Genomic DNA, 26,637 nt, shown 5'->3' on the forward strand with positions numbered 1-26,637 from the left:
TAATTGTGACAGAAGCCGTCATCGAGCTGAAAGACATATCCCTGACCCTTGGCCAAGGGGCGTCATCCGTTCATGTGCTGAAGGGCGTCAGCCTCGACGTGACGCGCGGCGAAGCGACCGGCATTGTCGGTCCCTCAGGGTCCGGCAAGTCGACCTTGCTGATGGTGCTGGCGGGGCTGGAGCGGGTCGATTCGGGCACGGTGCGCATCGCCGGCGAATCGCTTAACGGGAAAAGCGAGGACCAGATCGCATCGTTTCGGGGCCGAAACATCGGCATCGTTTTCCAGTCCTTCCACCTTATTCCCAACATGACGGCGCTCGAAAATGTCGCGGTGCCGCTGGAACTGGCCGGCCATGCCGATCCGTTCGGCGTCGCGGCGCGGGAGTTGGCGGCCGTCGGCTTGAGCGACCGTGTCACCCATTATCCCGGCGAACTCTCCGGCGGTGAACAGCAGCGTGTGGCGATCGCTCGCGCGCTGGCGCCGGCGCCGCGCATTCTCATTGCCGATGAGCCGACCGGCAATCTCGACCAGGCGACTGGGCGGCAGGTCGCCGACCTTCTGTTCGCCAAGGCGGCCGAGCGCGGCATGACGCTGGTGCTGGTCACCCATGATCCGGCCCTTGCGGCGCGCTGCTCGCGTCAGGTGTCGATGCGCTCGGGCCGCATCGAGGATGCGCCGGTCGCGCCGCTCAAGGTGCCGGCCTGATGCCGCTGTCGCAGACGCTGAAGCTGGCGTTCCGCTTTTCCCTGCGCGAGATGCGTGGCGGACTGTCCGGATTTCTGATTTTTCTTGCTTGCATCGCGCTCGGCGTCGCTGCGATCGGTGGCGTCAATTCGGTGGCGCAGGCGATCACCGCCGGGGTCGCCGACCAGGGTCAGACGCTGCTCGGTGGCGATCTGCGCTTCCAGATCAACCAGCGCGACGCGACGCCGAACGAAAGCGCCTTCCTCGATCGTCTCGGCACGGTATCACACGGCGCCAACATGCGCTCGATGGCGCGGCTCGAGGACGGCTCCGACCAGGCGCTGGTCGAGGCCAAGGCTGTCGACGACGCCTATCCGCTTTATGGCGGGCTGGAGACCGAGCCGGCACTTTCGAGACAGGATTTGTTCGGCGAAAAATCCGGCGTCTTTGGCGCTGTGGCACCCGACCTGTTGTTCGACCGGCTCAATGTGAAGCTCGGCGATCGGCTGAAGGTCGGCAGTGCGACATTCGAACTGCGCGCCAGGCTGGTCAGCGAACCGGACGCGGTGTCGGACGGTTTCGGCTTCGCGCCGCGGCTGATGGTCTCGACGCAAGGCCTTGCCGCGTCCGGGCTGATCCAGCCGGGCAGCCTGGTCGAGAATGCCTACAAGGTGCGGCTGCCGGCCGGCGCCAGCGAGGCCGACCTCAAGGCAATCCAGGATCGGGCGGCGAGCGATTTCCCCGAAGCCGGCTGGTCGATCCGTACCCGCTCCAACGCCGCTCCGGCGCTGTCCTCCAATATCGAGCGCTTCTCGCAATTCCTGACGCTGGTCGGGCTGACGGCGCTGGTGGTCGGCGGGGTCGGCGTCGCCAACGCCGTGCGCGCCTATCTCGACGGCAAGCGTGGCGTCATCGCTACCTTCAAAAGCCTCGGCGCCTCGGGCGGCTTCGTCTTCACCGTCTATCTCGTGCAGATCCTTATGATCGCGGGCCTCGGCATCGTGCTCGGCCTCATCCTCGGCGCCGCCATGCCGTTCGCGGCAAGTGTCGCCCTCCAGTCGGTCATTCCGGTGCCGGCGGAAGGTGGTTTCTATCCCGGCGCACTGGCTATGGCGGCGCTGTTCGGGCTGCTGGTGACACTGGCTTTCGCGCTGTTGCCGCTCGGCCGCGCCCGCGACGTGCCGGCAACCGCCTTGTTTCGCGAAATGGGGTTCGAGGGCCGCGGCTTTCCGCGCCTGCCCTATCTGGCGGCGGCGGTCGGCATTGCGCTTGCCCTGGCCGCACTCGCTATCCTGTTTTCCGGCGACCAGCGCATCGCCTCGATCTTCGTTGGCGCCACGATCTTTGCCTTTCTGGTGCTGCGCCTCGTCGGCGCGCTGGTGCAATGGGTGGCGCGCAAAAGCCCGCGCGTGCGCTCGGTTGCGCTCAGGCTCGCCATCGGCAACATCCACCGGCCCGGCGCGCTGACGCCTTCCGTCGTACTGTCGCTGGGACTCGGGCTGACGCTTTTGGTGACGCTGGCGCTCATCGACGGGAATCTCAGGCAGCAGATCTCCGGTAGCCTGCCGGAACGGGCGCCGAATTTCTTCTTCGTCGATATCCAGAACGGCGATGTCGACGCCTTCTCAACACTGATCGGCAAGGAGGCGCCGAAGGGAACGCTGGTCAAGGTGCCGATGCTGCGCGGCCGGGTGATGGCGCTGAACGGCGTCGATGTCGACAAGGCCAATGTGCCGCCGGAAGGCGCCTGGGTGCTGCGCGGCGACCGCGGCCTGACCTATGACGCCAAACAGCCGTCCAACGCGACGCTGATCGAGGGCAGTTGGTGGCCGGACAACTATACCGGCGAGCCGCTGGTGTCGTTTTCCAACGATGAAGGCAAGGCGCTCGGGCTGAAACTCCGCGACACCGTCACCGTCAATGTGCTCGGACGCAATGTGACGGCAAGAATCGCCAATTTCCGGGAGGTGCAATGGGAGACCATGGGCATCAATTTCGTCATGGTGTTCTCGCCCAACACATTTGCAGGCGCTCCGCATGGCTGGCTGGCGACGCTGACCGAGAAGGATGCGTCGGTGGCCGACGATGCAAGGCTGCTCAACGCCGTCACCCGTGCCTTCCCGGCGGTGACGACGGTGCGGGTCAAGGATGCGCTCGATGTCGTCAACCGGCTGGTCGGCCAGCTCGGCACGGCGATCCGGGCCGCGGCCGGTGTGGCGCTGATCGCCTCGGTCCTGGTGCTGGCGGGCGCGCTTGCCGCGGGGAACCGCGCTCGCATCCACGATGCTGTGGTGCTGAAGACGCTGGGCGCCACGAGGCGGACTCTGATCACGGCGTTTTCGCTCGAATATATGCTGATCGGGCTGGCCACCGCGGTGTTCGCGCTTGCCGCCGGCGGCATCGCGGCCTGGTACATCGTTGCCCGAATCATGACGCTGCCATCGCATTTCATGCCGGAGGTGGCGGTGGCGACCTTGGTGTTTGCGTTGGTGATCACCGTCGGCATCGGCCTTGCCGGCACCTGGCGGGTGCTCGGCCACAAGGCGGCGCCAGTGCTGCGCGACCTCTGAGTTTTGAGGTGGGAATCCCTGCCGAATCCGGCCGGTCCGGTTAAATCTTGGTAATGTGCGAGGTTGGAAGCCCAGGAAAACCGGCTTCCGGCGATTCACCAAGCGTTGCAGCCCGTTACGGTCTTGTTCTTGACGTCAAGAACCATCATATTTCGCCACAGGCATGCTGGAGCCCCGCCAGCGGCGCCCAGGTCCTAAGGACCTGACACCGTACGGGGCAGAAGCAACAGAGGATTCCAATGGCTGAGCCCATTCGCAATTACCAAACTTCGGCAGTGCCAGGCGCACGCGCCGACATCGACCAGGGCCTGCGCAGCTACATGCTGAAGGTCTACAATCTGATGGGGCTTGGCCTCCTCATCACCGGCATCGCCGCCTGGGGCGCTTTCCAGCTCGCCGTCACCGGTGACGGACAGCTGACTGCTTTCGGCACACTGATCTACGCCAGCGCTTTCCGCTGGGTGGTTATCCTGGCCCCGCTCGCCGCCGTCTTCTTCCTGTCGTTCAGGATCCAGTCGATGAGCGTGGCGGCGGCGCAGACGACCTTCTGGGTCTATTCGGGCCTTGTCGGCCTGTCGCTGTCGACCATTTTCCTGGTCTACACCGGCGCCTCGATCACCCAGACCTTCTTCGCCACGGCGGCTGCCTTCGGCGGGCTGTCGCTTTATGGCTACACGACCAAGCGCGACCTTTCGGCGTTCGGCTCGTTCCTGGTCATGGGCGTGGTCGGCCTGGTGATCGCCATGCTGATCAACATCTTCCTGCAGTCGTCGGCGCTCGGCTTCGCCATCTCGGCGATCGGCGTGCTGATCTTCGCCGGCCTCACCGCCTATGACACGCAGACCATCAAGGAAATGTACTTCGAAGGCGACCAGTCCGACGTTGCCGGCCGCAAGGCAATTATGGGCGCGTTGAGGCTCTATCTCGACTTCATCAACCTGTTCATGTTCCTGCTGCAGTTCATGGGCGACCGCCGCTAAGCGGGTTCCCATCCAGCACCTGGACTATCGAGTTTGCGAAGGGCGGCTCAACGGGCCGCCCTTTTCTTTTGTGCCGGCCTTTGCTGTTATGGCAGGCGGATGAATCGTTTGCACAAATTATGAGCATTGTTACCCTGCGAGGGGCCCTGGAGGTCGACCTCGACCGAATCACCGAGATCTACGCCGATGCGGTGACGCATGGCACGGCGAGCTACGAGCTGGAGCCGCCCAGCCGCGCCGAGATGGGCGCGCGCTTCGACAGCCTGACGGGTGGCGGCTTTCCCTATCTGGTGGCGGAAAAGGATGGCGCGGTGCTTGGCTACGCCTATGCCGGCGCGTTCCGGCCGCGCCCGGCCTACCGATTCATCGTCGAGGATTCGGTCTATGTCGCCTCTGACGCCAAGGGGCAGGGCGTCGGGCTCGTGCTGATGCAGGCGTTGATCGAGGCCTGCCGGGTCGCGGGTTTTCGCCAGATCATAGCTGTGATCGGCGACGGCCATGCCGACAGCGCCTCTGTGCGGTTGCATGAAAAGCTCGGCTTTCGTCATTCCGGCCGGCTGGAGGGCTCCGGCTACAAGCACGGACGCTGGCTGGACACGGTGTTCATGCAGCTGTCGCTGAATGGCGGCGCAACAGTCCCGCCCGATCCGGATTCGTTGCCGGAGCAGAAATTTCGCAACAAAATAATTAGGTAGCCTGGACCAGCTTCAGCTTGCTGTCGAACACGCCGAGCACGCGGCCGAGTTCCTGGCCGCGCTTGAGGATGCGGCCGCCGGCCGCAATGACGGCGAAGGCGCCTTGCCGGCGCGCCAGTTTCGGATCCTTGACGATCTGGAACAGCGGCACTTCGCTGGCCCGGCGGAAGACCGAAAAGACTGCGCGATCAGACAGATGATCGATGGCGTAGTCGCGCCATTCATTGGCCGCAACCATACGCCCGTAGAGTCTCAGGATCTCATCGAGCTCACGCCGGTCGAAACGAACCGGCTGGTCTAGGCGTTCACGTCGCGCCTCCTGCAGCGGGATCAGTATTGCGGATGCGTCCCCATCCTCCGTCCCACCGCTGCGATCGGTCATACCGCGATCCCTTAAAAAAATGAATCTCGCTTGCAGAAGTTGGCGTGTTCGCGGTGGAATTGCAAGACCCGGCTAACCATCCCGGGGCTGCGCTGTTTTCGCAACGTCCAGTCACTTTTGTAAGACGCCGTGTTTGAATTGGTGATGCTTCGCCACATTCCTGCCTTATTTTATCCGCGCTCATGCCCCAATGTCCGACGAATTTACCGGCGTTGCCTGAGACGGTTCGGTCCGGCACCGGCTCGTAAACCCCAAGCCCCCCGCCCACGGGTCTGCGTCGGATCGAACCAACCTCGGACTTTCCCCAGGGAAAGGCCGGGTGCGACGATCCCAAAACCTAAATGACCGACGTCAGAAGCAAGCTGACGTCGGTTTTTTGTTGCGTGGCTTCGTCATCCTAGGGTCTGCGTCGCTTCGCTCCTTGCTCCGCCCTAGGATGACGAAGGCTAGCGGTGCTCTCACGGCTTATGAATAAACGCAGCCCCCAAAATCGGGCCCGGCAGGCCGTCCTTGCCGACCGACTGCAGCAGCACGGCGCAGCCGCCTTTCTTGGCGATCTCGGTCATCGGCAATTCGTAGCGCTGCGCCTTGCCGTGCCACATGCCTGCGGTCTGGATGCCGGAGACGGCGTTCCAGTAGGTCATCGAGCGGCCGGTGTTCTCGCCCTTGGCGATGGCAACCGTCTGCGGCGGTTCGAAATAGACGATGACGACATGGGCGTCGGTCGGGCCGCTGCCGGCGTCGCCGGCATCTATCATGACGCGGTCGCTGGTGCGGCTGACCTTGATCGAGACCCGCATGCCGTCGCCGGACTTCTCCATGCGGGCAAGCGCGCCGTCGACTTCCTTGCGGCTGGCGCCGTTGACATGGCTGCGGCCATTGATAACGGCCTGCGGCGTGTAGACGGAGCGGGTGCCGAAGGCGCGCATGTAGTCATATTGCCGGTCGGTGTTGTCCTTACTGCTCAGCGTGTCCTGCCAGCCGAGATAGTCCCAGTAATTGACGTGATAGGCGAGCGCGACGACGTTGTCCTTGGCGGCCAGCTCGGCAAAGAAAGCGTCGGCCGGCGGACAGGAATTGCAGCCCTGGCTGGTGAACAGCTCGACGACGCCCAAAGGCCTGTCAATCTGCGGCTTGTCGGTCTGCGGCTTGTCTGCCTGGGTGGTGCCGGTTTCCTCGGCAAAGCCGCTCCCGGCAAGCGCCGAGAAGGCCAGCGCGAAAGCCGCAAGCCGTAGGGGTTGTCGAGGTGTCATGGTCGTTCCGATTCCCGCCGGTGACGCCGGCCTTGTTCTGGTTGCCCAGATTTGTGGCAGAAGCGACAGTCAACGGGAAGTCACGTTGCGGTGAAATTTTACTGCCGCAACCGTGGGTATGGCCGCTGCGGGCGGAGCACTTCAACGCCCGGTTCGATCGGGAGCATGGCGGCAGGAGATTGCGGCAGATCTTGCTGAGTCCAGCCGGTTTTTACTGCGGGCAGAGAGGGCGGAACTTTCGTTCGATCGGCCAATGCTTTGGAAAGACTGGGCAGTAGGGCAGTAGGGCAGTAGGCAGTCGTTCCTGCTACTGCCTAAGCCCTACTGCCTAAGCCCTTGGCCGCTACGCCGCCAGATCGCGCAGCACGTATTGCAGGATGCCGCCGTTCTTGAAGTAGTCGAGTTCGTCCAGCGTATCGATGCGGCAGATGATCGGCACGTTCTTCACCGTGCCGTCGCCATAGGTGACCTTGGCGATCATGGTCTGGCGCGGCTTGATCGTGCTCAGGCCGTCGATCTCGACCATTTCGTCACCCTTGAGGTTGAGGGAGGCCCATGAGGTACCTTCCTCGAAGACGAAGGGGATGACGCCCATGCCGACCAGGTTCGAGCGGTGGATGCGCTCGAAGGACTGAGCGATGACGGCGCGGACACCGAGGAGGTTGGTGCCCTTGGCCGCCCAGTCGCGCGAGGAGCCGTTGCCGTATTCGACACCCGCGAAGATGACCAGCGGCACACCTTCCTTCTTGTACTCCATCGCCGCGTCGTAGATCGATTCCTCTTCTTTCGACGGGTAGTGGATGGTGTAGCCGCCCTCGCGGCCGTTCTCGCCCAGCATGTGGTTGCGGATGCGGATGTTGGCGAAGGTGCCACGCATCATCACCTCATGATTGCCGCGCCGCGTACCGTACTGGTTGAAGTCGGCGACGCCGACGCCATGGTCTGTGAGGTACTTGCCGGCCGGCGACGCCGCCTTGATCGAACCCGCCGGCGAAATGTGGTCGGTGGTGATCTTGTCGCCGAAGAGGCCAAGCACGCGCGCGCCCTTGATGTCGCCGATCTTGCCAAAACCGGCCGTCATGCCGGCGAAATAGGGCGGGTTCTGCACATAGGTCGAATTGTCGTCCCAGGCATAGGTCTGGCCTTCCGGCGCCTTGACGTTCTGCCAGTACTCGTCGCCCTTGAAGACGTCGGCATATTTGCGGGCGAAAAGCTCGCGGGTGACGTTCTTCTCGATGAACTCCTGGATCTCGGCCGAGCTCGGCCAGATATCCTTCAAGTAGACCGGCTTTCCGTCGCGGCCTTCGCCGAGCGGTTCTGTGGTGAGGTCCTTGGTAACCGTGCCGGCCAGCGCATGCGCGACGACCAGCGGCGGCGAAGCCAGGTAGTTGGCCTGCACGTCAGGCGAGACGCGGCCTTCGAAATTGCGATTGCCGGAAAGCACCGCGGCCGCGATCAGGCCCTTGTCATTGATCGTCTTGGAGATCGGCGCCGGCAGCGGGCCGGAATTGCCGATGCAGGTGGTGCAGCCGAAACCGACCAGGTTGAAGCCGATCTGGTCGAGCTCCTTCTGCAGGCCGGACTTTTCGAGATATTCGGCGACGACCTGGCTGCCCGGCGCCAGCGAGGTCTTCACCCAGGGCTTCTGCTTGAGGCCGACGCGGTTGGCGTTGCGCGCCAAAAGGCCCGCGCCGATCAGCACGCTGGGGTTCGAGGTGTTGGTGCAGGAGGTGATGGCGGCGATGACGACGTCGCCATGGCCGAGATCATGGTCGGTGCCTTCGACGGCATAGCGCTTGGAGACTTCGGCGGCCTTCTTGTATTCGGTTTCCATCGCCTTGGCGAAGCCGGCCGGAATGCCTTCCAGCGCAACGCGGCCTTCGGGACGCTTGGGACCGGCCATCGACGGCACGACTTCGCTGAGTTCAAGCTCGAGCAAATCGGTGAAGACGGGATCGGCGGAACCCGCATCACGCCACATGCCTTGCGCCTTGGAATAGGCCTCGACCAGCGCGATGCGGCTTTCCTCGCGGCCAGACATTGTGAGGTAGCGGATGGTTTCGCCGTCGACCGGGAAGAAGCCGCAGGTGGCGCCATATTCGGGCGCCATGTTGCCGATGGTGGCGCGGTCGGCCAGCGTCATGTTGGACAGGCCGGGGCCGAAGAACTCGACGAACTTGCCGACGACGCCCTTCTTGCGCAGCATCTGGGTGACGGTGAGCACGAGGTCGGTGGCGGTGACGCCCTCCTTGAGCTTGCCGGTGAGGCGGAAGCCGATCACTTCGGGCAACAGCATGGAGACCGGCTGGCCGAGCATCGCCGCCTCGGCCTCGATGCCGCCGACGCCCCAGCCGAGCACGCCAAGCCCATTGATCATGGTGGTGTGCGAATCGGTGCCGACGCAGGTGTCGGGATAGGCGGTGGTTTCGCCGTCCTCGGTGTTGGTCCACACGACCTGGCCGAGATATTCGAGATTGACCTGGTGGCAGATGCCGGTGCCGGGCGGCACGACGCGGAAATTGCGGAACGCCTGCTGGCCCCATTTCAGGAATTTGTAGCGCTCTTCGTTACGCTCATATTCGAGTTCGACATTCCTGGCGAAGGCCATCGGCGTGCCGAATTCGTCGACGATGACCGAGTGGTCGATGACGAGGTCGACCGGCACCAGCGGGTTGATCTTCTGCGGATCGCCGCCGAGCGCCTTGAGGCCGTCACGCATCGCCGCCAGATCGACCACCGCCGGAACGCCGGTGAAGTCCTGCATCAGGACGCGGGCCGGGCGATAGGCGATCTCGACGCCGGCCGTGCCCTTGTCGGTCAGCCAGCCAGCAACCGCCTGGATCGATTCCTTGGTGACGGAGCGACCGTCTTCGTTGCGCAAAAGGTTTTCCAGCAGCACCTTCATCGAATAGGGCAGCTGGGCAATGCCGGTGAGGCCGTTTTTCTCGGCCTCGACCAGATTGTAATAGACATAGTCCGCGCCACCCACGGTGAGGGTGCGGCGGCAATTGAAACTGTCGAGGGATTTTGACACGTGCGGTCCGTCCTTGTCTGTTCAGCCTGAAAGGGAACGGACGCCGATGGGCATGCAATCACGCGCAAAGGTGCGGGTACGGCCATTTCCGCTGTCCGCTCCCAAGCAACCCGAGCCGTTCAAGGCGGCGCGTGCGCTGGTTCGGCGCAAATTCTGTTCCCGTGCCGACCGCTGGCACGGATGACCCGCATATAGAGAATTTTCTGGAATAGTTCTAGACAGGCGACAGGCAATTTTGTGCGATGCGGCAGCTGTCGCGCGGTAAAGTTTTCGGGACGGGCAGACATGCGGCTGATTGCCGATAATCTGGGCGGCGAACGCGGCGGCGAGACGGTCTTTTCCGGCATCGGTTTTGCGCTCGAGAAGGGCCAGGCGCTGGTCGTCACCGGACCCAACGGATCAGGCAAATCGACGCTGCTCAGGGTCATCGCCGGGCTGCTGCCGAAAGCGCAAGGCGATGTGCGCATCGAAGGCGGCGGCGAGGCGTTTGCGACGATCGCTTCGGCCTGCCACTATCTCGGCCATCTCAATGCAATGAAGACGGCGCTGAGCGTGGCGGAGAATTTGCGTTTCTGGCGCGACTTCAACGGCGATGGCCAGTTGGGTGTCGAAGAGGCGCTGGAAACAGTCGGGCTGGGCGGCATCGGTCATCTGCCGTTCGGCTATCTGTCGACCGGGCAAAGGCGGCGGTCGGCGATTGCGAAATTGCTGGTCAGCCATAGGCCCTTGTGGCTGCTGGACGAGCCTACGGCCGGGCTGGACAAGGCTTCGGAGGAACGGTTCGCGGGGTTGATGACGAGGCACTGCGCCGACGGTGGCATTGTCGTTGCGGCGACGCATCTGCCGCTGGGGATTGAAGGAACCGGTGAACTGAGGATGGGGGGTTGATGTTGGCGCTCCGTCACACCCCCCTCTGGCCTGCCGGCCATCTCCCCCGCAAGGGGGGAGATCGGATGCCGCGTCGGCTTTTGCCAATCACCAACGGTGAAGGAAAGGTGCCTTCAAGGACGCTGCCAATCTCCCCCCTTGCGGGGGAGATGTCCGGCAGGACAGAGGGGGGTGTGAAGGAACGCTACGATCGAAGAGACGGCGATCCAGCCGCAGAGGCGTCTCGCCGATGCTAGCCCTCTTCCTCCGCGATATCCGCCTCTCCATCCGCGCCGGCGGCGGCGCGTTGACCGGCGTCATCTTTTTCCTCGCCGTCATTGCCACCATCCCCTTCGGTGTCGGCCCCGACCTCAAGCTGCTCGCCCGCATCGGTCCGGCGATCCTTTGGATCGGCGCGCTGCTCGCCTGTCTGCTCGGTCTCGACCGGCTGTTCCAGGCCGACCGCGAGGACGGTTCGCTCGATCTCTTGGTGCTCGGCAACGACCGCCACATACTGGCGCTGACGGTGCTGGTGAAATGCCTGGCGCATTGGGCGGGCAGCGTTCTGCCGTTGGTGGTCGCCGCGCCCTTGCTCGGCCTGTTCATGAACATGGAGCCGCTCAGCATCGGCGCCACCGCGCTGACGCTGCTCACCGGCACGCCGGCCATCACTTTCATCGGCGCGGTCGGTGCGGCGGTGGCGGTGGCGCTGCCGCGCGGCGGGCTGCTGATCTCGGTGCTGGTGCTGCCGCTGACCATTCCGGTGCTGATCTTCGGGGTGTCGGCCAGTTACGGCGCGGTGGCCGATCCCGATCCCTTCGTGCAGCCCTTCCTCATTCTTGCCGCGCTGACGCTGTTCCTTGCCGTGCTCGGCCCGGTGGCGGCAGCGTTGGCGCTGCGGCATGGAACGGATTGATGTGGCCGCTGCGGCGCAGCGGCCAATTGCGAAGCCGAAGCTGCAAAGCTATGGGAAAGCCATGATCGAGCACGGCGAAGTGAAAGCGGAAGGGAAGCTGGCTGCATGAGTGCGCACGCGCTCTATGTCACCGCCGCCTATGGCATCACGGCGGTCGTGCTGGCCGGGCTGATCGGCTGGATCCTGCTCGACCAGCGTGGACGCAAGCGCGAACTGGCGGAACTCGAGGCTACCGGGGTGCGGCGGCGTTCGGACAGGGCCAGCACTGGGCCCGGCAAACCATGATCACGGAAAGCGAAACGCCGGCGCCGCCGCGCCGCCGCCTAATCGTGCTGTTGCCGCTGCTGGTTTTCCTCGGCCTTGCCGGATTGTTCCTGTTGCAGCTTTTGTCGGGACGCGACGAGGCGGAAGTGCCGTCGGCGTTGATCGGCCTGCCGGCGCCGCAGACCAACCTGCCGGCACTGGAGGGGTCAAACCTGCCTGGGCTGGATTCGAAAGCGTTCGCTGGCAAGGTGACGTTGGTCAACGTGTTTGCATCGTGGTGCGCACCGTGCCGGGAAGAACATCCGGTGCTGCTGGCGCTGTCGCAGGACAAGCGCTTCACGCTTGCCGCACTGAACTACAAGGACGAGCCGCAAAACGCGCGCCGCTTCCTCGGGGACCTCGGCAATCCGTTCCAGGCGATCGGCGTCGACGAAGCCGGCCGCACGGCCATCGACTGGGGCGTCTACGGCGTGCCGGAAACCTTCGTCATCGGCAAGGATGGCAAGATCGCCTACAAGCATGTCGGGCCGCTGACGGGCGAGTCCGCGCAGTCGGTGCTGATGCCTGAGATCGAGAAAGCACTGGCCGCGCCGGGCTAGGCGACGGCGCCATGCCCCCTCATCCGGCCGCTACGCGGCCACCTTCTCCCCGAGGGGAGAAGAGGGAAGCAAGCTCAGCCGTAGATCTGCTTGTGGACCTGATAGAGCATTTCCGAGCGATCGGCGCGCAGGTCGGCGAGATCGCGGCCGGAAAGGTTCTCGATTTCGGCGACGAGGCGGTTGTAGTGCTTGCGCTTGGCAATTGAGGTGCGAGCGCGGGTCATGAGACTGTCGAAAATCATAGCAAGGGTCCTTTCGTGCCGCATATCAGCGGCGAATTTGTTCCTCCCTTGACTGTACACAGCATGACATAGGAATGGTGCAATGCAAAAACGAGATGTTGCAATGCACCATTGCACAGGACGCATAGCCGGTTAATGCAGCGCTAACAGCACCATGCCCTGCCGGACCGGCTGGCGAGCCAATGCTGGCGGCGTGTCTTTTGTCTTACAAATTGCACACGCGCCATCTTGCCTTCTCGCTCACAGGCTGGCTTGATCCGCGCGTCACGTGATGCCCGGAGGAAAAGCATGGCGGCCGCAGACTATTATGAAATTCTCGATCCGCGTTTCCAGCGGCTGTTCAATGGCAATGCGCAGGTGGAAAAGCTGTACACCGGATGTCAGTGGGCGGAAGGACCTGCCTGGTTCGCCGCCGGCCGCTATGTCGTCTGGTCCGACATCCCCAACAACCGCATGTTGCGCTACGACGAAACCGACGGCAATGTCAGCGTGTTCCGTCAGCCCTCCGGCAATTCCAACGGCAACACCGTCGACCGGCAGGGCCGGCTGGTGACGTGCGAGCACTCCGGCCGCCGCGTCAGCCGCACCGAGCATGACGGCTCCGTCACCACCATCGCGGCCAAATGGAAAGGCAAGCGGCTGAACTCGCCCAACGACGTCGTGGTGCGCTCCGACGGTTCGATCTGGTTCACCGATCCGAGCTACGGCATCGACAGCGATTATGAGGGCGACAAGGCCGAAAGCGAGATCGGCGCCTGTTATGTCTACCGCGTCGATCCCGATACGGGCGAGGTCGAAGCCGTCATCACCGACATGGTCCGACCGAACGGGCTTGCCTTCTCACTCGATGAAAGCCAGCTCTATGTCGTCGACACCGGCCGCACGCATGGCGCGCAAAACCCGGCGCATATGCGGGTCTTCAACATCGGCAAGGGCGGCAAGAAGGTGTCGGGCGGCAAGGTGTTCGCCGACTGCGCGGCCGGCCTGTTCGACGGCTTCCGGCTCGACGAGGCCGGCCGCATCTGGACCAGTGCCGCCGATGGCATCCATTGCTACGATCCCGACGGCACGCTGATCGGCAAGGTCAAGGTGCCGGAAGTGACCGCCAATTGCGTGTTCGGCGGCAACAAGCTGAACTGCCTCTACATCGCCGGCACGACGTCGCTTTACATGGTCCGGCTGATGGTGAACGGAGCCAAGACCTATTGAGCGAGACTGCTTGGAAATTCTACTCTGGCGGCCATCTGATGGCGTTTTCTGCGCTTCCGGTGCTCACGGACCAAATGTCCGCTGCGCTCCGGTTCTCGAAACCACCATCATATGACTCACCAGAGCGAATTTCGAAGCAGTCTCTCGGCGCGGTCTGCAGAAAATGAAGGGGAGGACGTCATGCCATTCGTCAACATCCGCATCGTCAAGGAAGTGATCGCCGCCGATCCGGCGGGCAAGAAGGCTGATATCGCCAAGAAGGTCACGGCGGCCATCATGGATGCCACCGGGCTCGGCAATGACGATGTCTGGGTGGTGTTCGAAGAGATCAACGCGCGCGATTGGTATGTCGGCAAGACCGATGTCGAGACGTTGCGGAAGGGGTAAGGCCCGCCTTCCTTCTCCCACAAGGGAAGAAGGGAAGGGCTCCCTCACCGCCTGCGTATAAAAACCGCAAAGGCCTCCACGGCGGCGCGCATCGCGAGCAGATTGTCCGATTCCGCCAGGATGGCTTCTATCTCCGGCGGTTTCCTGCCGAGCAAGGCGATCTCCAGCAGCGCGTCCTCGCAGAGCGCAAACGACATCGTCCGCATGATCTCGGCCAGCGCGGCGCGGGCATAGAGCGAGCGCGCGGAGGCATGCACCAGCATGGCCGGCTTGCCGACGGCGGCGTCGCGCGAGACCAGCCAGTCGAGTGCGTTCTTCATGCCGCCCGGCACGCCATGCGCATATTCGGGGCAGGAGACGATGATGCCGTCGGCGCTGGTGACGGCCTCGATCAGCCGTGCGGCTTCATGTGGCGTGCGCTCGCCTTCGTCGTCGGGATTGAAGATCGGCAGCTGGCCGAGCCCGTCATAGAAGCCGACGCGGCAGTCGGATGGCGCATTGTGCGCCAGAGCCGCGAGCAACGCCGAATTGGTCGAGGCGGCACGCAGACTGCCGGAGATGGCGAGGAGCTCGATCAAGGGGAAACCGGGTGGGCGAATCGTGCTCCACTCTACCACATGGTCTGGCGGTAGGCCTCGTCGAGCGAGCGGTCGAACTCGCCGGCAGTTTCGGAAAGCGTCATCTGGTCGGATAGAATCTGGCCAAGCGTCGGCAATGTCGCGCGGTCATACCAGCTGTCCGGCTTCCACAATTGCGAACGCATGAAGGCCTTGGCGCAGTGCATGTAGGCGGCCTTGACGCTCACCATGACGATGCTTTGCGGTTGCTTGCCATCGACGGCAAGGCGCTCGCGCAACGCCGCATCGATGGTGATACGGGCGTCGCCATTGACGCGCAGCGTTTCGTTCATGCCGGGGATGAGGAAGAGCAGCCCGACCGACGGGTTGCGCAGGATGTTTTCCAGCGTGTCGAGCCGGTTGTTGCCGGGGCGGTCGGGGATGGCGATGGTTGTGTCGTCGAGCACAAGGGCGAAGCCGGGCTTGTCGCCTTTCGGCGTCACGTCGGCATTGCCGGCGCCGTCGGAAGATCCGATCAGCACGAAGGGGCTCTTGCCGATGAAGGAGCGGCAATGGCCGTCGAGCGCCCTGATCTCCTTGCGTATGGGAGGATCGGTCGGCCGCGGCGTCTTGTAGATCGTCCTCAGCTCGTCGTGCGTGGTGACGAATTCCATAGCCGTCTCCGTTTATGCTGACGCAATTCCACACGGAAAACCGTTTCACACTTTTCCTGGAATTGCTCTATTTGCCAGCCTTCTCCGCATTCTCGGTCTTGTCATCCAGGGAATGGCGCAGGATCAGCGGCATCTGGCTGAAGGTGAACAAAAGCGTGATCGGCATGATGCCCCAGACCTTGAAGGTAACCCAGAAGTCCGTGGAAAAATTCCGCCATACGACTTCATTGGCAAGAGCCAGAAACAGGAAGAACAGCCCCCACCGGAAGGTCAGCTTGCGCCAGCCTTCGGCATCGAGGCGAAAGGCCGAATCGAAGACATAGCCGAGCAGCGAGCGGCCGAAGTAGAGGCCGCCGAGCAGCACGCCGCCGAACAGCGTGTTGACGATGGTCGGCTTCATCTTGATGAAGACGTCGTCCTGCAGATAGAGCGTCAGCGCGCCGAAGATGAAGACGACGACGCCGGAGACCATCGGCATGATCGGCAAGGTGCGCATCAATAGCCAGGACGCGACCAGCGCGATAGCGGTCGCGGCCATGAAAAGGCCGGTGGCGACGAAGATCGGCCCGCCGAATTCGGCCAGCACCGGAAATTTCTCCACCAGCCAGGCGCCGCGCGCATTGGCGAAGAAGAAAACCATCAGCGGTCCGAGCTCCAGCACCAGCTTGAGCAGCGGATTGACGCTTTCTTTCTTCTTCTGCGGGTCGGACGGGTCGCGTTCGAGGATGGGAGGGTTCATGACTTCCTTCTGACGCATGATCTTGTCCAAAAAGCCTGCAGCTCCTCGGGATCGTGTCTTTTACGCTACGCCCGCGATCGCCCTGGCGAATTCGCTTGCCGAGAAAGGTTCGAGGTCGTCGACCTGTTCGCCGACGCCGATGAAATAGACCGGCAATTTGTGCTTTGCCGCGATCGCCACCAGAATACCGCCGCGTGCCGTGCCGTCCAGCTTGGTCATCACCAGGCCGTTGACGCCGGCGACATTGCGGAAGATCTCGACCTGGTTGAGCGCATTCTGGCCGGTGGTGGCGTCGACCGTCTGCAGCACGGTGTGCGGCGCTTCCGGGTCGAGCTTGCCCAACACACGGACGATCTTTTCCAGCTCGGCCATCAGTTCGGTCTTGTTCTGCAGCCGGCCGGCAGTGTCGATGATCAGGACGTCGGAGCCGGCTTCCTTCGCCTTCTCGAAGGCATCGTAGGCGAGGCCTGCGGCATCGGCGCCGATCTTGGAGGCGATGACTGGCGACTTCGTCCGCTCGCCCCAGATCTTCAGCTGCTCGATCGCGGCGGCGCGAAACGTGTCGCCGGCGGCAAGCATCACCGACAGGCCGCCATCGGTCAGCTTTGCCGCGAGCTTGCCGATGGTCGTGGTCTTGCCGGTGCCGTTGACGCCGACCACCAGGATGACATGCGGCTTGTGCGAGAGGTCCAGCTCCAGCGGCATGGCGACATGGGTCAGCACCTTTTCCACCTCGGCCGCCATCACGGCGCGCACTTCCGTGTCCGAGACATCCTTGCCGTAGCGGCTGGAGGCCAGCGCATCGGTGACGCGCAGCGCCGTCTCCAGGCCGAGATCGGCGCGGATCAGCACGTCCTCCAGGTCCTGCAGCGTGTCCTCATCCAGCTTGCGCTTGGTGAAGACGCCGGCAATGTTGCCGGTGAGTTCGCGCGACGACCGCGCCAGCCCGTCGCGCATGCGCTGGAACCAGGAACGCCGCGGCGCCGGCTCGGGCGCTTTCACCGGCTCGGCCTTCTGCTCGACCTTTTTGGTGACGGTGACTTTGCCGGCGGCGGGTGGCGGCGGGGTGGGCTGGGGCTCGGGCGCAATTTCAGCAAGGATAGGCTGCGGCTCAACCGGAGCCGGTTGGCGAATGGGTGGAACAATTTCAGCTGCGGGGGCTTCAACCGCTGCTGCTGATCCTTTCGCAGGTTCGCGCTGCCCCTCACCCTTACCCTCTCCCCGCAAGGAGCGGGGAGAGGGGGGCGTCAGCGTTGCGGCTTCTTCTTCGATATTTGCAGGGGGATGCGCGGAGCTCGATTCAGCTCCCTTCTCCCCGTCGCTATACGGGGAGAAGGTGCCGGCAGGCGGATGAGGGGCAGGGCTGGCGTCCGCTGGAGATGGCGCCGCCGGCACCTCGATCGGCGCCGGCGTCTCGGCCGGAATCTCCGCGGGCGTCGGTATCTCGAAAGGGGCAGGTTCAGGCTGCTCCTGCGGGTGTGATGGCTCGACCTCCGGTTCGGCGGGTACCGGCAGCTCTTGCGGCTGCGGCTCGGGCGTCGGCTTTGGCTCGGGCTGAGCCGGTGGCGGCACTTCCTCAGGCGCCGGCGGTTCAGCTGGCGTCTCAGGTGCGGGCTCTTCTTCCGGCGCGGGTGCCGGCAGAGGTTCGGGCTCCGAGGGAACGACCGGTTCCGGTGTTGGCGGAATGTTTGGGGCAGGTTCGGGTGTTGGCTCCTCGGGCGTCGGTTGGACCGCCGCTTCAGGCTCGTCGCGCTTCAAAAACTCCGGAACGACCTGCTCAGCCGCCGGCTTCAGCGCCTCAAGCGCATCCCATTTGATCGGCGGCAACGGGGCAGTTTCGTCGATGCGCTCCTCGACGACTTCCTTGTTGCCGAACGAAAATATCTTCTTGAAAAAACCGGCCATGCTTCAATCGTCTCAGGCGGCGCGGGCGGTGAGCGGGGCAGCGGTCAGGCGCGCGCCGTCATGGCCGGTAATGGTGGCCTCGACGATCTCGCCTGGCGCACCCATGCCAAGCGCGGCCAGCGTAAATCCTTCGGTGCGGCCCAGGCCGTCGCGCTCGACCAGTATCGACTGGCGCGTACCGGGAAGCGATGCGAGATGACGGCGATACGCGGCCTCACCCGCGGCGCGCAGCCTTGCGGCGCGCTGCTTGACCAGTTCGCGGCGGACCTGCGGCATGCGGGCGGCGGGCGTGCCTTCGCGCGGTGAGAACGGGAAGACATGCAGATGCGTCAGCCCGCACTCCCCGACGATTTTTAAAGAATTCTCGAACATGTCCTCGGTCTCGGTCGGGAAGCCGGCGATGATGTCGGCGCCGAAGACGATTGCAGGGCGCAGCTTGCGCACATCCTCGCAGAAGCGGATCGACTGGTCGCGCAGATGGCGACGCTTCATGCGCTTCAAGATCATGTCGTCGCCGGACTGCAGCGACAGATGCAGATGCGGCATCAGCCTGGGTTCGGTGGCGATCGCGTCGAGCAGATCGTCATCGGCCTCGATCGAATCGATGGAGGACAGCCGCAGCCGCCTGACGTCCGGCACCTGCTTGAGGATTGTCTTCACCAGTTTGCCCAGTTTCGGCGCGCCCGGCAGGTCGGCGCCGAAAGAGGTCATATCGACGCCGGTCAGCACGATCTCGGCATAGCCATTGCCGGCCAGCCTTTTCACCTGCTCGACCACGGCGCCCATCGGCACCGAGCGCGAATTGCCGCGGCCATAGGGGATGATGCAGAAGGTGCAGCGGTGGTCGCAGCCATTCTGCACCTGGACGAAAGCCCGGGCCCGGCCTTCGATGGCGTCGACCATATGGCCGGCGGTCTCGCGTACCGAGAAGATGTCGTTGACGCGCGCCTTTTCGGTGTCGTTGACGCCGAAATCGGGCAGCGCGCGATAGGAGTTCGCCTTCAGCTTCTCCTCATTGCCGAGCACGAGGTCGACCTCGTCCATGGCGGCAAAATTCTGCGGCTCGGTCTGCGCGGCGCAGCCGGTGACGATGATGCGCGCCGCCGGGTTTTCGCGACGGGCTTTTCTGATCGACTGCTTGGCCTGGCGCACCGCTTCGGAGGTGACGGCGCAAGTGTTGAAAATGATGGCGCCGCCTTTGAGCGCGCCGAGGCCGGCGCTTTCGGCCTCGCGGCGCATCACCTCGGATTCATAGGTGTTGAGGCGGCAGCCGAAGGTGACGACGTCTATCCCTTTGAAATTGGCAAGAACGGACATCAGGCCGCGCTTTCGGTGTCGCGGGCCCAAGTGCCGGTCGACGGATCGAAACTGCCAGAAAATTCCCATTCGGCCGCACCGGTCAGGATGACGTGGTCGTCATCGCGCCATTCGACATGCAGCGAGCCGCCGCCGGGCGTCATCAGCGTGACGCTGCGGCCTGTGCGCCGGGTGCGGGCGGCAGCGACCACGGCGGCGCAAGCGGCCGAGCCGCAGGCCTTGGTCAAGCCGGCGCCGCGCTCCCAGGTGCGGATGATCATCGTCTCCGGCGACGTCACCTGGGCGATGGTGATGTTGGCGCGCTCGGGGAAGATCGGATGATTTTCGAGCAGCGGGCCGAAACGTTCGAGCTCGTAGGACCAGACATCGCGGTCGACCCAGAAGATGGCGTGCGGATTGCCCATCGAGAGAGCCGAAGGCGAATGCAGCACCGGCGCGTCGATCGGGCCGATCTGCAACTCGATCCTACGGGTGTCGCGGAATTCCTCGGCCAGCGGTATGTCCTGCCAGCCGAAGCGCGGCGTGCCCATATCGACCGAGATGGTGCCGTCGGCATGCTCGACGGCGTTGAGGATGCCGGCGCGGGTCTCGAAGGTGAAAGTCTTCTGGCCGGTCTCGGCGGCCAGCGCCTGGACGACGCAGCGCATGCCGTTGCCGCAAGCCTGCGCGCCCGAGCCGTCGGAATTCAATATGTCGATGTAGTAGGCAGTGCCAGGCGTGCGGGCGTCATGGATCGCCATGATCTGGTCGAACCTGGTCGCCGCGTCGGCGTTCAGCGCAACAGCCGACGCCGCCGTCACCCGGTCGGCACGGCCACGCATGTCGGCAACGATGATCTCGTTGCCGATGCCGTTCATCTTGGCGAAGGGGGCAGTGCCTGCCATGTCTCAGGTAATTCCTGTCCGTTTTGCCGCTATATGGCGGAAACGGGCGGGAATTACCAGTGTGGGCTGCGTCTAGGTTACCGCGAAAACGCCGAGCACGATCAGCAGGAAGATGACGAGAACGATGCCGATAAGCACGCGCGCACCGGTGGCGGCGGCGCCCGCCAGCGCCGGCATGCCAAGCAGGCTCGCGGCAGCGGCGACAATCAGAAGAATGATGATCCATTTGATCATGGAAAGGCTCCCGGCCAAATTGCGTTGAGCAAACAACGCGTTTCGCCCCTTTGGGTTCCTTGCTAGGCGTCCGGCACGTCCCAGATTTCGCCCGGCCGCAGGGCGCGAAAGCGATCCCCCGGCACGCCCTGCGCCTCCAGCGCCTCGGCCAGTTTCTGGGCCGGCTCGTCGATCGGTTCGTCGGTAAGCCGGAACGTCCCCCAGTGGCAGCCGGCGGCATAGGCGGCGTTGCAGAGCTGCATGCCTTGCACGGCCTCCTCCGGGTTCTGGTGCTGCGGCGCCATGAACCAGCGCGGCTCATAGGCGCCGATCGGCAGGATGGCGAGGCGAAAGCCGCCATGTTTCTCGGCCATCAGCCGGTAATTGGTGCCGCCATGGAAGCCGGTATCGCCGGCGAAATAGATATTTCCACCACGGGTTTCGACCACGAAGCCGGCCCACAGCGCCATGCGCCGGTCGCGTGCCCCGCGCGCCGACCAGTGGTGGACCGGCTCGACATGAACGGCGACATCGTTGCCGATGTCGGTGCGCTCGCCCCAGTCATGCGCCGTCATTCGCATGCCCGGCACGCCGGCGTCGATGATGGCGTCGTTGCCAAGCGGCGTCAGCACCTGCGGAGCATGTTTGGCCTTCAGCCGCTTAAGCGTAGCGAGGTCGAGATGGTCGTAGTGATTATGGCTGACCAGCACGAGGTCGATCGGCGGCAGCTGGGAAAAGGCGATGCCTGGCGCATTGACACGCCTGGGGCCGGCAAAGGAGAGCGGCGAGACGCGCGGCGACCACACGGGGTCGGTCAGGATGTTGAGGCCGGCGGTCTGGATCAGCAGCGTGGAATGGCCGACCATGGTCAGGCGCAGCCCGTTGCCATCGATGCGCGCCGCCGGCTCTGCCGGCTCAAACGGGCTTGGATTGTCTGCCGGCCATTTCGAACGCTCGCCGCTCAGCTGCCATTTGAGCAGATCGGTGAAACGGCCAGGCATCTGGCCGTCGGGATTGAAGAACAGAGTGCCGTCGAAATGGTCGCTGGGCGGGCCGCTGTAGTAGCGGTTGGCGGCTCTTTTTCTCGCGGCCAAGGTTTCGGCTCCGGCAGGTTTCTGTCCTTGCTAGATAGGGACGCGGCCCTTTGGCGCAAGCATTTGCCGGGCGGATGCCTATCGGTATACGATTGCGAGGCGAATGAGGGGGATCCCACATGCGTTGGCAGGCAAGTCTTGCAGTCATAGCAGCGATCATGGGGATCGCGCCGATATCGCCGGCGGCCGCCGCGCCGACAGAGCCCAGCGCCTGCACTCACACGCCAGCCATCATGGATGCGGGCGACTTCCTGCTTGCCGAACCGGCGACATTCCCGAATTTCTGGCGCGACCGTTTTGGCGACGACGCGGCGTATCTGAAGATACGCTATGGCGGCATTGCCTACACTGAAGGCTCGGTGCTTCTGGCGGATCTGGAAAAGCGCAGCCATCCGCCGCTGCGCATCGCCGAACTCAGACTTGCCTACGCAAAAACACTGGACCGGGCGGCGATGATTGCCGGCATGCAGCCGCTATCCAACGCGAAGTCGGTTTTGCCACAGCTCGGCCAGTCTGCCTGGCGCGCGCTTGTTGCCGAGGATGATGGTGAGTGGTTGCTGGGTGAGCTGGGACGTTTGCAGACGTCGGATCCTTCCCAGGCATCGCAGGTCGCCAGAGGCATTGCGCAGGCGCTATCCATTGCCGATAACGAGGCAAAGTCGCAACTCGCCCAAAGGGCCGAAGACAAAGGCGCTTGGCTGCTGGCTCTCGAGATGCGGGCAGTCAAGGACAACCTGTCCGACTACATCGCCTATCTCGATCGGCTTCCACCCGCGGTCCTCCCCGACAAGGGCAGTCGCACAGCGTTTGTCCGTAATGCCCTTTATTCAGCCTATTTCCGCCCTTCCTTCGATATTTCCAAACAGCCAGCGGAGGTGCGGGCACTCGACGGTCAAAACGGCATGGGTCCAGCGCTCCGGCCGATCGGGCAACTTGTTGCCGATGCCCCGCAGGCAGTGATGCTGCTATCGATCATCAACTACAGCGGCGACGTGCGCGTCGGCACCGTAGTGGCGGCGGGGGTCAATGCACAGATCGCGGCAAAACAGCTCGATCCGGTCAACAAGCCTGATGCCGTCACGGCAGCCATGCTTTACGGGCTCGACTTCGTTCTCGGGGCGCGTGATCGCGAAAGCATCCTCGGTGGGTGTGGAATCTCCGAAATGCAAGGCGAGACTGCAGAGGCGTTCGCCGACAAGGCATTGGCCCGGCTTGCGCTGGGGCCGTTTGTGCGCGGCGATGCAACCGACCAGCCGCCTCGCCCGAAGTTGATTTCGAAGGCCTTCGCCTGGGAACAATGGCTTGGGCTGGCCAACCGGCTCAGGGCCGGAGAGGCCGTCGGGCCGGAAGATCGCCTCATCGCGGCAGAGCTCATGGTCGCCGCCGACCGCCCCGCCGATGCTTTGGCCTCGCTGAAGATGGCTACCGACTGGAAGAAGGCGATGCTACAGGCTCACAATCTGTCGCTTGCGCTGGACCGCCGATGCGCCGACCTGCTGCGGGCTCCGCTGCCGCTTTCGCAGCCGCTCTACCGGTTCGAACCGCGCTAGAGCGAAGATGATGCTCCTTCGTCCACCAGCCATTTTGCGATAAATTTGCAACAATTCTTGCTGCAAACCCTATTTTAACCATATCGGGTTGAAATTTCGCCACCTTCTCCATCTTGGTGAGGGTGAGATTGTGCGGACGGCTTCCCCCCAGCCGGTTCCGACGGAGGTTGACATGACTTTTTCAAGAAGCGGCCTGGTGGCCGTATCGCTGGCGGCGCTGTTTGCAAGCGGATGTTCGACCTCGCGTTTTTCATCGATGGATGATCAGCAGCCCGCCCCGCTGCAGCCCGCGCCCGCGGGCACGGTGAGCGGAAGCCAGCTGCCGCCGCCGGCAGCGCCGGGCACAACCGACCCGTCGCAATTCCCGAACGCGCCTGCGGGCACGCAGGTCGCCTCGCTGCCGCCGGATGGATCGGCGCCTGCGGGCGCCACCGACCTCACCGCGGCCAGCGTCGCCGGCGTCTGGAACGCCAGCGTTTCGGGTCAGAGCTGCAAGGTGGCGACGCCGCAGACCAAATTCGGCGCCGGCTATCGCGCCGGACCGCTGCATTGCCCGGCACCGATCGACGGCATCAAGTCGTGGAACGTCGCCGGCAAGCAGCTGACGCTCTATGACGAGAATGGCGGCACGCTGGCGCGGCTTTACTCATCGGGCGGTTCGAAATTCGACGGCCAGACTTCCACCGGTCTGCCGATTTCGCTTACAAGATAAGCTGCCTATCCCCAGTCAGCGACGTGACCGATGCATCTGCGTGACGGCCTCCAGACCCATGCGACCGTCAGGCAGCGCTACGACCATCTGGTCGACACCGGTGCCATCGAACGCGATCCGGCGCAGGAGCGAATCGCCGCCGCACTCGACCGGCTGACCGACGAGATCTCGGTCAAGCGGCTGGCGCAAAAGTCGAGCGCGCTTGGCTGGCTGTTTGCCCGCAAGCGCGAGACACGCGAAGTCGTCAAAGGCCTCTACATCCATGGCGGCGTCGGCCGCGGCAAGACCATGCTGATGGACATGTTCTTCGAGCTGTTGCCGGTCCGCCGCAAGCGCCGTGTCCATTTCAACGACTTCATGGCCGATGTGCAGGACCGCATCCAGAAGCACCGGGCCGCGCGAAAGAACGGCGACGTCAAGGAGGACGACCCGATCCCGCCGGTGGCGCTGGCGCTCTCCGAACAGGCCTGGGTGCTGTGCTTCGACGAATTCTCAGTCACCGACATTGCCGATGCGATGATCCTGTCGCGGCTGTTCTCGGCGCTGTTTGCCAATGGCGTGGTGCTGGTCGCCACCTCCAATGTCGCGCCCGAAAATCTCTATCGCGACGGACTGAACCGCCAGCTCTTTCTGCCCTTCATCAGCATTCTCGAGCGCCACGCCCATGTGCTGTCGCTTGACGCCGACAAGGACTACCGGCTGGAAAAACTCGCCCGCACGCCGGTCTATGTCACGCCGGCAGATACCGAGGCCGACCGCATGCTGGACGAGGCCTGGCAGGTGATGACACGGGGCGCGCCGGTCGCCGAGACGACCGTAGCAGTGAAGGGCCGCCAGGTGGTTGTACCGGCGGCGGCCGGCGACGCGGCGCGATTTTCCTTCGCCGACCTTTGCGAAAAGCCGCTCGGCGCGCGCGATTTCCTGGCCATCGCCGGCCGCTTCTCGACCATCTTCATCGAACACATCCCCGTACTCGGCGAAGGACGACGCAACGAAGCCAAGCGCTTCATCCTGTTGATCGACACGCTCTACGATCATCATGTGCGGCTGGTGGTGAGCGCCGAGGCCGCGCCGCAGCAGCTCTACACAGCCAAGCGCGGCAACGAAGTGTTCGAATTCGAACGCACGGCTTCGCGGCTCATCGAGATGCAAAGCCGCGACTGGCTGGAGGATTGGGCGGAAAGGCGGAAGGAGAAGGCGGCATTGGTTGGAGTGGAGCAGGCACAGGCCTGACACGGGGTCCAATAAGGTAGCGATCCTTCGCGCCCCTCTACAACTGATAGACATACATGACAAACCCCTCCGCCGGCCCATGCGGCTTGCGCGACTCATAAAGCGCGCGGGCCGGCGTGTTGTCCGGTTCGGTGCCGACCCAGGCTTCGCCGCAGCCCTGCTCGCGGCTGAGCGCGAACATGGCGTCGAGCATTTTGCGCGCGATGCCCTGGCGCCGGAAGGCCGGCGAGACGCCGACTTCGTCGATGTAGAGCTCGCTCACCTTATCGGGATGGCGGTGGATGACGGCGGCGCATTGACCGACGACGACACCATCCACCAGCGCGACAATCATCATATGACCTGGCGAGGCGAGGTACGCGGCAAGCCTGTCAGGGCGCACGGGCTCGTCGAACACGTCTTCGGCGATCCGCTTCACAAGGGCGTCATCGCCGGCATAGAGTCTTCTGATTTCCATATTCATTGTGTAAAACCTCCCAAGTCGGCTCATAGACTTTGACGTTTACGTAAATCCCAGCGTTTCTAACCGATTGAAAATATTCAGCTTGAAATAATCGATTGAATATTTTTTCGACCGGGGCTACTGGATGCGGCGAAATCTCGCTGAGACCACAGCATTCCGGCCTCTTCCTCGACGTCGTCAACCAAGTCATCCAGGATTTGGGCGTCGTCACAGTCAAAGGGAAAATTTCCTCACATGGCACGCAACAAGATAGCGCTTATCGGCTCCGGCATGATCGGCGGCACGCTCGCCCACATGATCGGTCTCAAGGACCTCGGCGACGTGGTGCTGTTCGATATTGCCGAGGGCATTCCGCAAGGCAAGGGGCTCGATATCGCGCAGTCGTCGCCGGTCGACGGCTTCGATGCCAGGCTGACCGGCGTTAATGATTATGCCGGCATCGAGGGCGCCGACGTCTGCATCGTCACCGCCGGCGTGCCGCGCAAGCCGGGCATGAGCCGCGATGATCTGCTCGGCATCAACCTCAAGGTCATGGAACAGGTCGGCGCCGGGCTGAAGAAGTACGCGCCGAAGGCTTTCGTCATCTGCATCACCAACCCGCTCGACGCAATGGTGTGGGCGCTGCAGAAGTTTTCGGGCCTGCCCAAGACCCATGTCGTCGGCATGGCCGGCGTGCTCGACAGCGCGCGCTTTCGCTACTTCCTGGCCGAGGAGTTCAAGGTCTCGGTTGAGGACGTCACCGCCTTCGTGCTCGGCGGCCACGGCGACAGCATGGTGCCGATGATCCGTTATTCGACGGTATCCGGCATTCCGCTGCCCGATCTCATCAAGATGGGCTGGACCTCGAAGGAAAAGCTCGACCAGATCGTGCAGCGCACCCGCGACGGCGGCGCCGAGATCGTCGGTCTCCTGAAGACCGGCTCGGCCTACTATGCGCCGGCCGCCTCGGCCATCTCGATGGCTGAATCCTACCTCAAGGACAAAAAGCGCGTGCTGCCTTGCGCCGCGCATCTGTCGGGCCAGTACGGCGTCAAGGGCACCTATGTCGGCGTTCCCGTGGTCATCGGCGCCGGCGGCGTCGAGCGCATCATCGAGATCGACCTCAACAAGGCCGAGCAGAAGATGTTCGACGCTTCGGTCGCGACGGTGCAGGGCCTGACCGAGGCCTGCGTCAAGATCGCCCCGCATCTCGCCTCCAAGTGATCCCCCGGA

At 63.7% G+C, this 26,637-nt stretch carries 28 protein-coding genes; 15 read left to right on the forward strand and 13 right to left on the reverse strand.

Annotated features, from left to right (window positions below; genetic code table 11):
* The first annotated feature begins 5 nt into the window (after nt 1–5).
* The 4 genes from ACWGTI_RS21255 (at nt 6) to ACWGTI_RS21270 (ending at nt 4,931) form a co-directional block, all read left to right on the forward strand.
* Nucleotides 6–707, forward strand: a complete 702-nt coding sequence (locus tag ACWGTI_RS21255) for an ABC transporter ATP-binding protein (protein WP_454588927.1) — start codon at nt 6–8, stop codon at nt 705–707.
* Nucleotides 707–3,256, forward strand: coding sequence for an ABC transporter permease (locus ACWGTI_RS21260; RefSeq protein ID WP_454588928.1), 2,550 nt, complete (start codon nt 707–709; stop codon nt 3,254–3,256). Before ACWGTI_RS21255 ends, ACWGTI_RS21260 begins: the two co-directional genes overlap by 1 nt.
* A gap of 239 nt (nt 3,257–3,495) precedes the next feature.
* Nucleotides 3,496–4,236: a Bax inhibitor-1/YccA family protein gene (locus ACWGTI_RS21265; RefSeq protein WP_454588929.1), complete on the forward strand. Its 741-nt coding sequence runs from the start codon at nt 3,496–3,498 to the stop codon at nt 4,234–4,236.
* A 119-nt stretch (nt 4,237–4,355) separates the two neighbouring features.
* Nucleotides 4,356–4,931, forward strand: coding sequence for an N-acetyltransferase family protein (locus ACWGTI_RS21270; protein WP_454588930.1), 576 nt, complete (start codon nt 4,356–4,358; stop codon nt 4,929–4,931).
* Here the strand turns inward: ACWGTI_RS21270 and ACWGTI_RS21275 are convergent.
* From ACWGTI_RS21275 to acnA, 3 genes are all read right to left on the reverse strand, one after another.
* Nucleotides 4,924–5,313 carry a DUF2794 domain-containing protein gene (locus ACWGTI_RS21275; RefSeq protein ID WP_454588931.1) on the reverse strand — a complete coding sequence of 130 codons (390 nt, stop codon included), beginning with the start codon at nt 5,311–5,313 and terminating at the stop codon, nt 4,924–4,926. The two genes, ACWGTI_RS21270 and ACWGTI_RS21275, sit on opposite strands and share 8 nt — an antisense overlap.
* Nucleotides 5,314–5,771: 458 nt before the next feature.
* The gene (locus tag ACWGTI_RS21280; protein ID WP_454588932.1) at nt 5,772–6,566 is read right to left on the reverse strand and encodes a DUF1223 domain-containing protein; all 795 of its coding nucleotides are present in this window, start codon (nt 6,564–6,566) and stop codon (nt 5,772–5,774) included.
* Nucleotides 6,567–6,909: 343 nt separating this feature from the next.
* Nucleotides 6,910–9,600: an aconitate hydratase AcnA gene (gene acnA / locus ACWGTI_RS21285; RefSeq protein ID WP_454588933.1), complete on the reverse strand. Its 2,691-nt coding sequence runs from the start codon at nt 9,598–9,600 to the stop codon at nt 6,910–6,912.
* Nucleotides 9,601–9,885: 285 nt separating this feature from the next.
* Between acnA and ccmA the strand changes: the two genes are divergently transcribed.
* From ccmA to ACWGTI_RS21310, 5 genes are all read left to right on the forward strand, one after another.
* A complete protein-coding gene (gene ccmA / locus ACWGTI_RS21290; protein ID WP_454588934.1) occupies nt 9,886–10,488 on the forward strand; it encodes a heme ABC exporter ATP-binding protein CcmA in 603 nt (200 codons plus the stop codon).
* 229 nt (nt 10,489–10,717) lie between these two features.
* Complete coding sequence (gene ccmB / locus ACWGTI_RS21295) at nt 10,718–11,383, forward strand: heme exporter protein CcmB (protein WP_454588935.1); 666 nt, start codon at nt 10,718–10,720, stop codon at nt 11,381–11,383.
* Nucleotides 11,370–11,492: a hypothetical protein gene (locus tag ACWGTI_RS21300; RefSeq protein ID WP_454588936.1), complete on the forward strand. Its 123-nt coding sequence runs from the start codon at nt 11,370–11,372 to the stop codon at nt 11,490–11,492. Before ccmB ends, ACWGTI_RS21300 begins: the two co-directional genes overlap by 14 nt.
* Nucleotides 11,489–11,668 carry a heme exporter protein CcmD gene (ccmD, locus tag ACWGTI_RS21305; RefSeq protein WP_454588937.1) on the forward strand — a complete coding sequence of 60 codons (180 nt, stop codon included), beginning with the start codon at nt 11,489–11,491 and terminating at the stop codon, nt 11,666–11,668. The genes ACWGTI_RS21300 and ccmD overlap by 4 nt, the downstream gene beginning before the upstream one ends.
* Nucleotides 11,665–12,246, forward strand: a complete 582-nt coding sequence (locus ACWGTI_RS21310; RefSeq protein ID WP_454588938.1) for a DsbE family thiol:disulfide interchange protein — start codon at nt 11,665–11,667, stop codon at nt 12,244–12,246. The genes ccmD and ACWGTI_RS21310 overlap by 4 nt, the downstream gene beginning before the upstream one ends.
* Nucleotides 12,247–12,320: 74 nt before the next feature.
* Here ACWGTI_RS21310 and ACWGTI_RS21315 read toward each other — a convergent pair whose 3' ends face one another.
* Entirely contained in the window at nt 12,321–12,488 is a 168-nt protein-coding gene (locus ACWGTI_RS21315) for a hypothetical protein (protein ID WP_142867213.1), read from the reverse strand.
* A 288-nt stretch (nt 12,489–12,776) separates the two neighbouring features.
* Between ACWGTI_RS21315 and ACWGTI_RS21320 the strand changes: the two genes are divergently transcribed.
* Both ACWGTI_RS21320 and ACWGTI_RS21325 read left to right on the forward strand, forming a co-directional pair.
* Complete coding sequence (locus ACWGTI_RS21320) at nt 12,777–13,697, forward strand: SMP-30/gluconolactonase/LRE family protein (protein WP_454588939.1); 921 nt, start codon at nt 12,777–12,779, stop codon at nt 13,695–13,697.
* Between the two features lie 180 nt (nt 13,698–13,877).
* Complete coding sequence (locus ACWGTI_RS21325) at nt 13,878–14,084, forward strand: tautomerase family protein (RefSeq protein WP_454588940.1); 207 nt, start codon at nt 13,878–13,880, stop codon at nt 14,082–14,084.
* Nucleotides 14,085–14,128: 44 nt separating this feature from the next.
* On the opposite strand, the gene ACWGTI_RS21330 is transcribed toward ACWGTI_RS21325, so the two are convergent.
* The 8 genes from ACWGTI_RS21330 to ACWGTI_RS21365 all read right to left on the reverse strand — a co-directional run bounded on the left by ACWGTI_RS21330 (nt 14,129) and on the right by ACWGTI_RS21365 (nt 21,467).
* Complete coding sequence (locus ACWGTI_RS21330; RefSeq protein WP_454588941.1) at nt 14,129–14,662, reverse strand: NADPH-dependent FMN reductase; 534 nt, start codon at nt 14,660–14,662, stop codon at nt 14,129–14,131.
* 32 nt (nt 14,663–14,694) lie between these two features.
* Nucleotides 14,695–15,315: a pyridoxamine 5'-phosphate oxidase family protein gene (locus ACWGTI_RS21335; RefSeq protein WP_454588942.1), complete on the reverse strand. Its 621-nt coding sequence runs from the start codon at nt 15,313–15,315 to the stop codon at nt 14,695–14,697.
* Nucleotides 15,316–15,382: 67 nt separating this feature from the next.
* The gene (locus ACWGTI_RS21340) at nt 15,383–16,054 is read right to left on the reverse strand and encodes a septation protein A (RefSeq protein WP_454588943.1); all 672 of its coding nucleotides are present in this window, start codon (nt 16,052–16,054) and stop codon (nt 15,383–15,385) included.
* A gap of 60 nt (nt 16,055–16,114) precedes the next feature.
* Complete coding sequence (gene ftsY / locus ACWGTI_RS21345) at nt 16,115–17,626, reverse strand: signal recognition particle-docking protein FtsY (RefSeq protein ID WP_454589005.1); 1,512 nt, start codon at nt 17,624–17,626, stop codon at nt 16,115–16,117.
* A gap of 345 nt (nt 17,627–17,971) precedes the next feature.
* Nucleotides 17,972–19,276: a tRNA (N(6)-L-threonylcarbamoyladenosine(37)-C(2))-methylthiotransferase MtaB gene (mtaB, locus tag ACWGTI_RS21350; protein WP_454588944.1), complete on the reverse strand. Its 1,305-nt coding sequence runs from the start codon at nt 19,274–19,276 to the stop codon at nt 17,972–17,974.
* Nucleotides 19,276–20,160, reverse strand: coding sequence for a diaminopimelate epimerase (gene dapF / locus ACWGTI_RS21355; protein WP_454588945.1), 885 nt, complete (start codon nt 20,158–20,160; stop codon nt 19,276–19,278). Before dapF ends, mtaB begins: the two co-directional genes overlap by 1 nt.
* A 72-nt stretch (nt 20,161–20,232) precedes the next feature.
* A complete protein-coding gene (locus ACWGTI_RS21360; protein ID WP_023683859.1) occupies nt 20,233–20,394 on the reverse strand; it encodes a DUF1328 family protein in 162 nt (53 codons plus the stop codon).
* A gap of 62 nt (nt 20,395–20,456) precedes the next feature.
* Nucleotides 20,457–21,467, reverse strand: coding sequence for an MBL fold metallo-hydrolase (locus ACWGTI_RS21365; protein WP_454588946.1), 1,011 nt, complete (start codon nt 21,465–21,467; stop codon nt 20,457–20,459).
* Nucleotides 21,468–21,826: 359 nt separating this feature from the next.
* Here ACWGTI_RS21365 and ACWGTI_RS21370 point away from each other — a divergent pair, with 359 nt between their 5' ends.
* From ACWGTI_RS21370 to zapE, 3 genes are all read left to right on the forward strand, one after another.
* Nucleotides 21,827–23,017 carry a hypothetical protein gene (locus ACWGTI_RS21370; protein WP_454588947.1) on the forward strand — a complete coding sequence of 397 codons (1,191 nt, stop codon included), beginning with the start codon at nt 21,827–21,829 and terminating at the stop codon, nt 23,015–23,017.
* 172 nt (nt 23,018–23,189) lie between these two features.
* Nucleotides 23,190–23,729 (forward strand): AprI/Inh family metalloprotease inhibitor, encoded by a 540-nt coding sequence (locus ACWGTI_RS21375; RefSeq protein WP_454575582.1) that lies wholly within the window; start codon nt 23,190–23,192, stop codon nt 23,727–23,729.
* A 30-nt stretch (nt 23,730–23,759) separates the two neighbouring features.
* Nucleotides 23,760–24,962, forward strand: coding sequence for a cell division protein ZapE (gene zapE, locus ACWGTI_RS21380; RefSeq protein WP_454588948.1), 1,203 nt, complete (start codon nt 23,760–23,762; stop codon nt 24,960–24,962).
* Nucleotides 24,963–24,999: 37 nt separating this feature from the next.
* On the opposite strand, the gene ACWGTI_RS21385 is transcribed toward zapE, so the two are convergent.
* Nucleotides 25,000–25,425, reverse strand: a complete 426-nt coding sequence (locus ACWGTI_RS21385; protein WP_454588949.1) for an N-acetyltransferase family protein — start codon at nt 25,423–25,425, stop codon at nt 25,000–25,002.
* Nucleotides 25,426–25,659: 234 nt separating this feature from the next.
* Here ACWGTI_RS21385 and mdh point away from each other — a divergent pair, with 234 nt between their 5' ends.
* Nucleotides 25,660–26,628 (forward strand): malate dehydrogenase, encoded by a 969-nt coding sequence (mdh, locus tag ACWGTI_RS21390; RefSeq protein ID WP_454588950.1) that lies wholly within the window; start codon nt 25,660–25,662, stop codon nt 26,626–26,628.
* The last annotated feature ends 9 nt before the right edge of the window (nt 26,629–26,637 follow it).

It is taken from the genome of Mesorhizobium sp. ArgA1 (genome assembly GCF_053714375.1).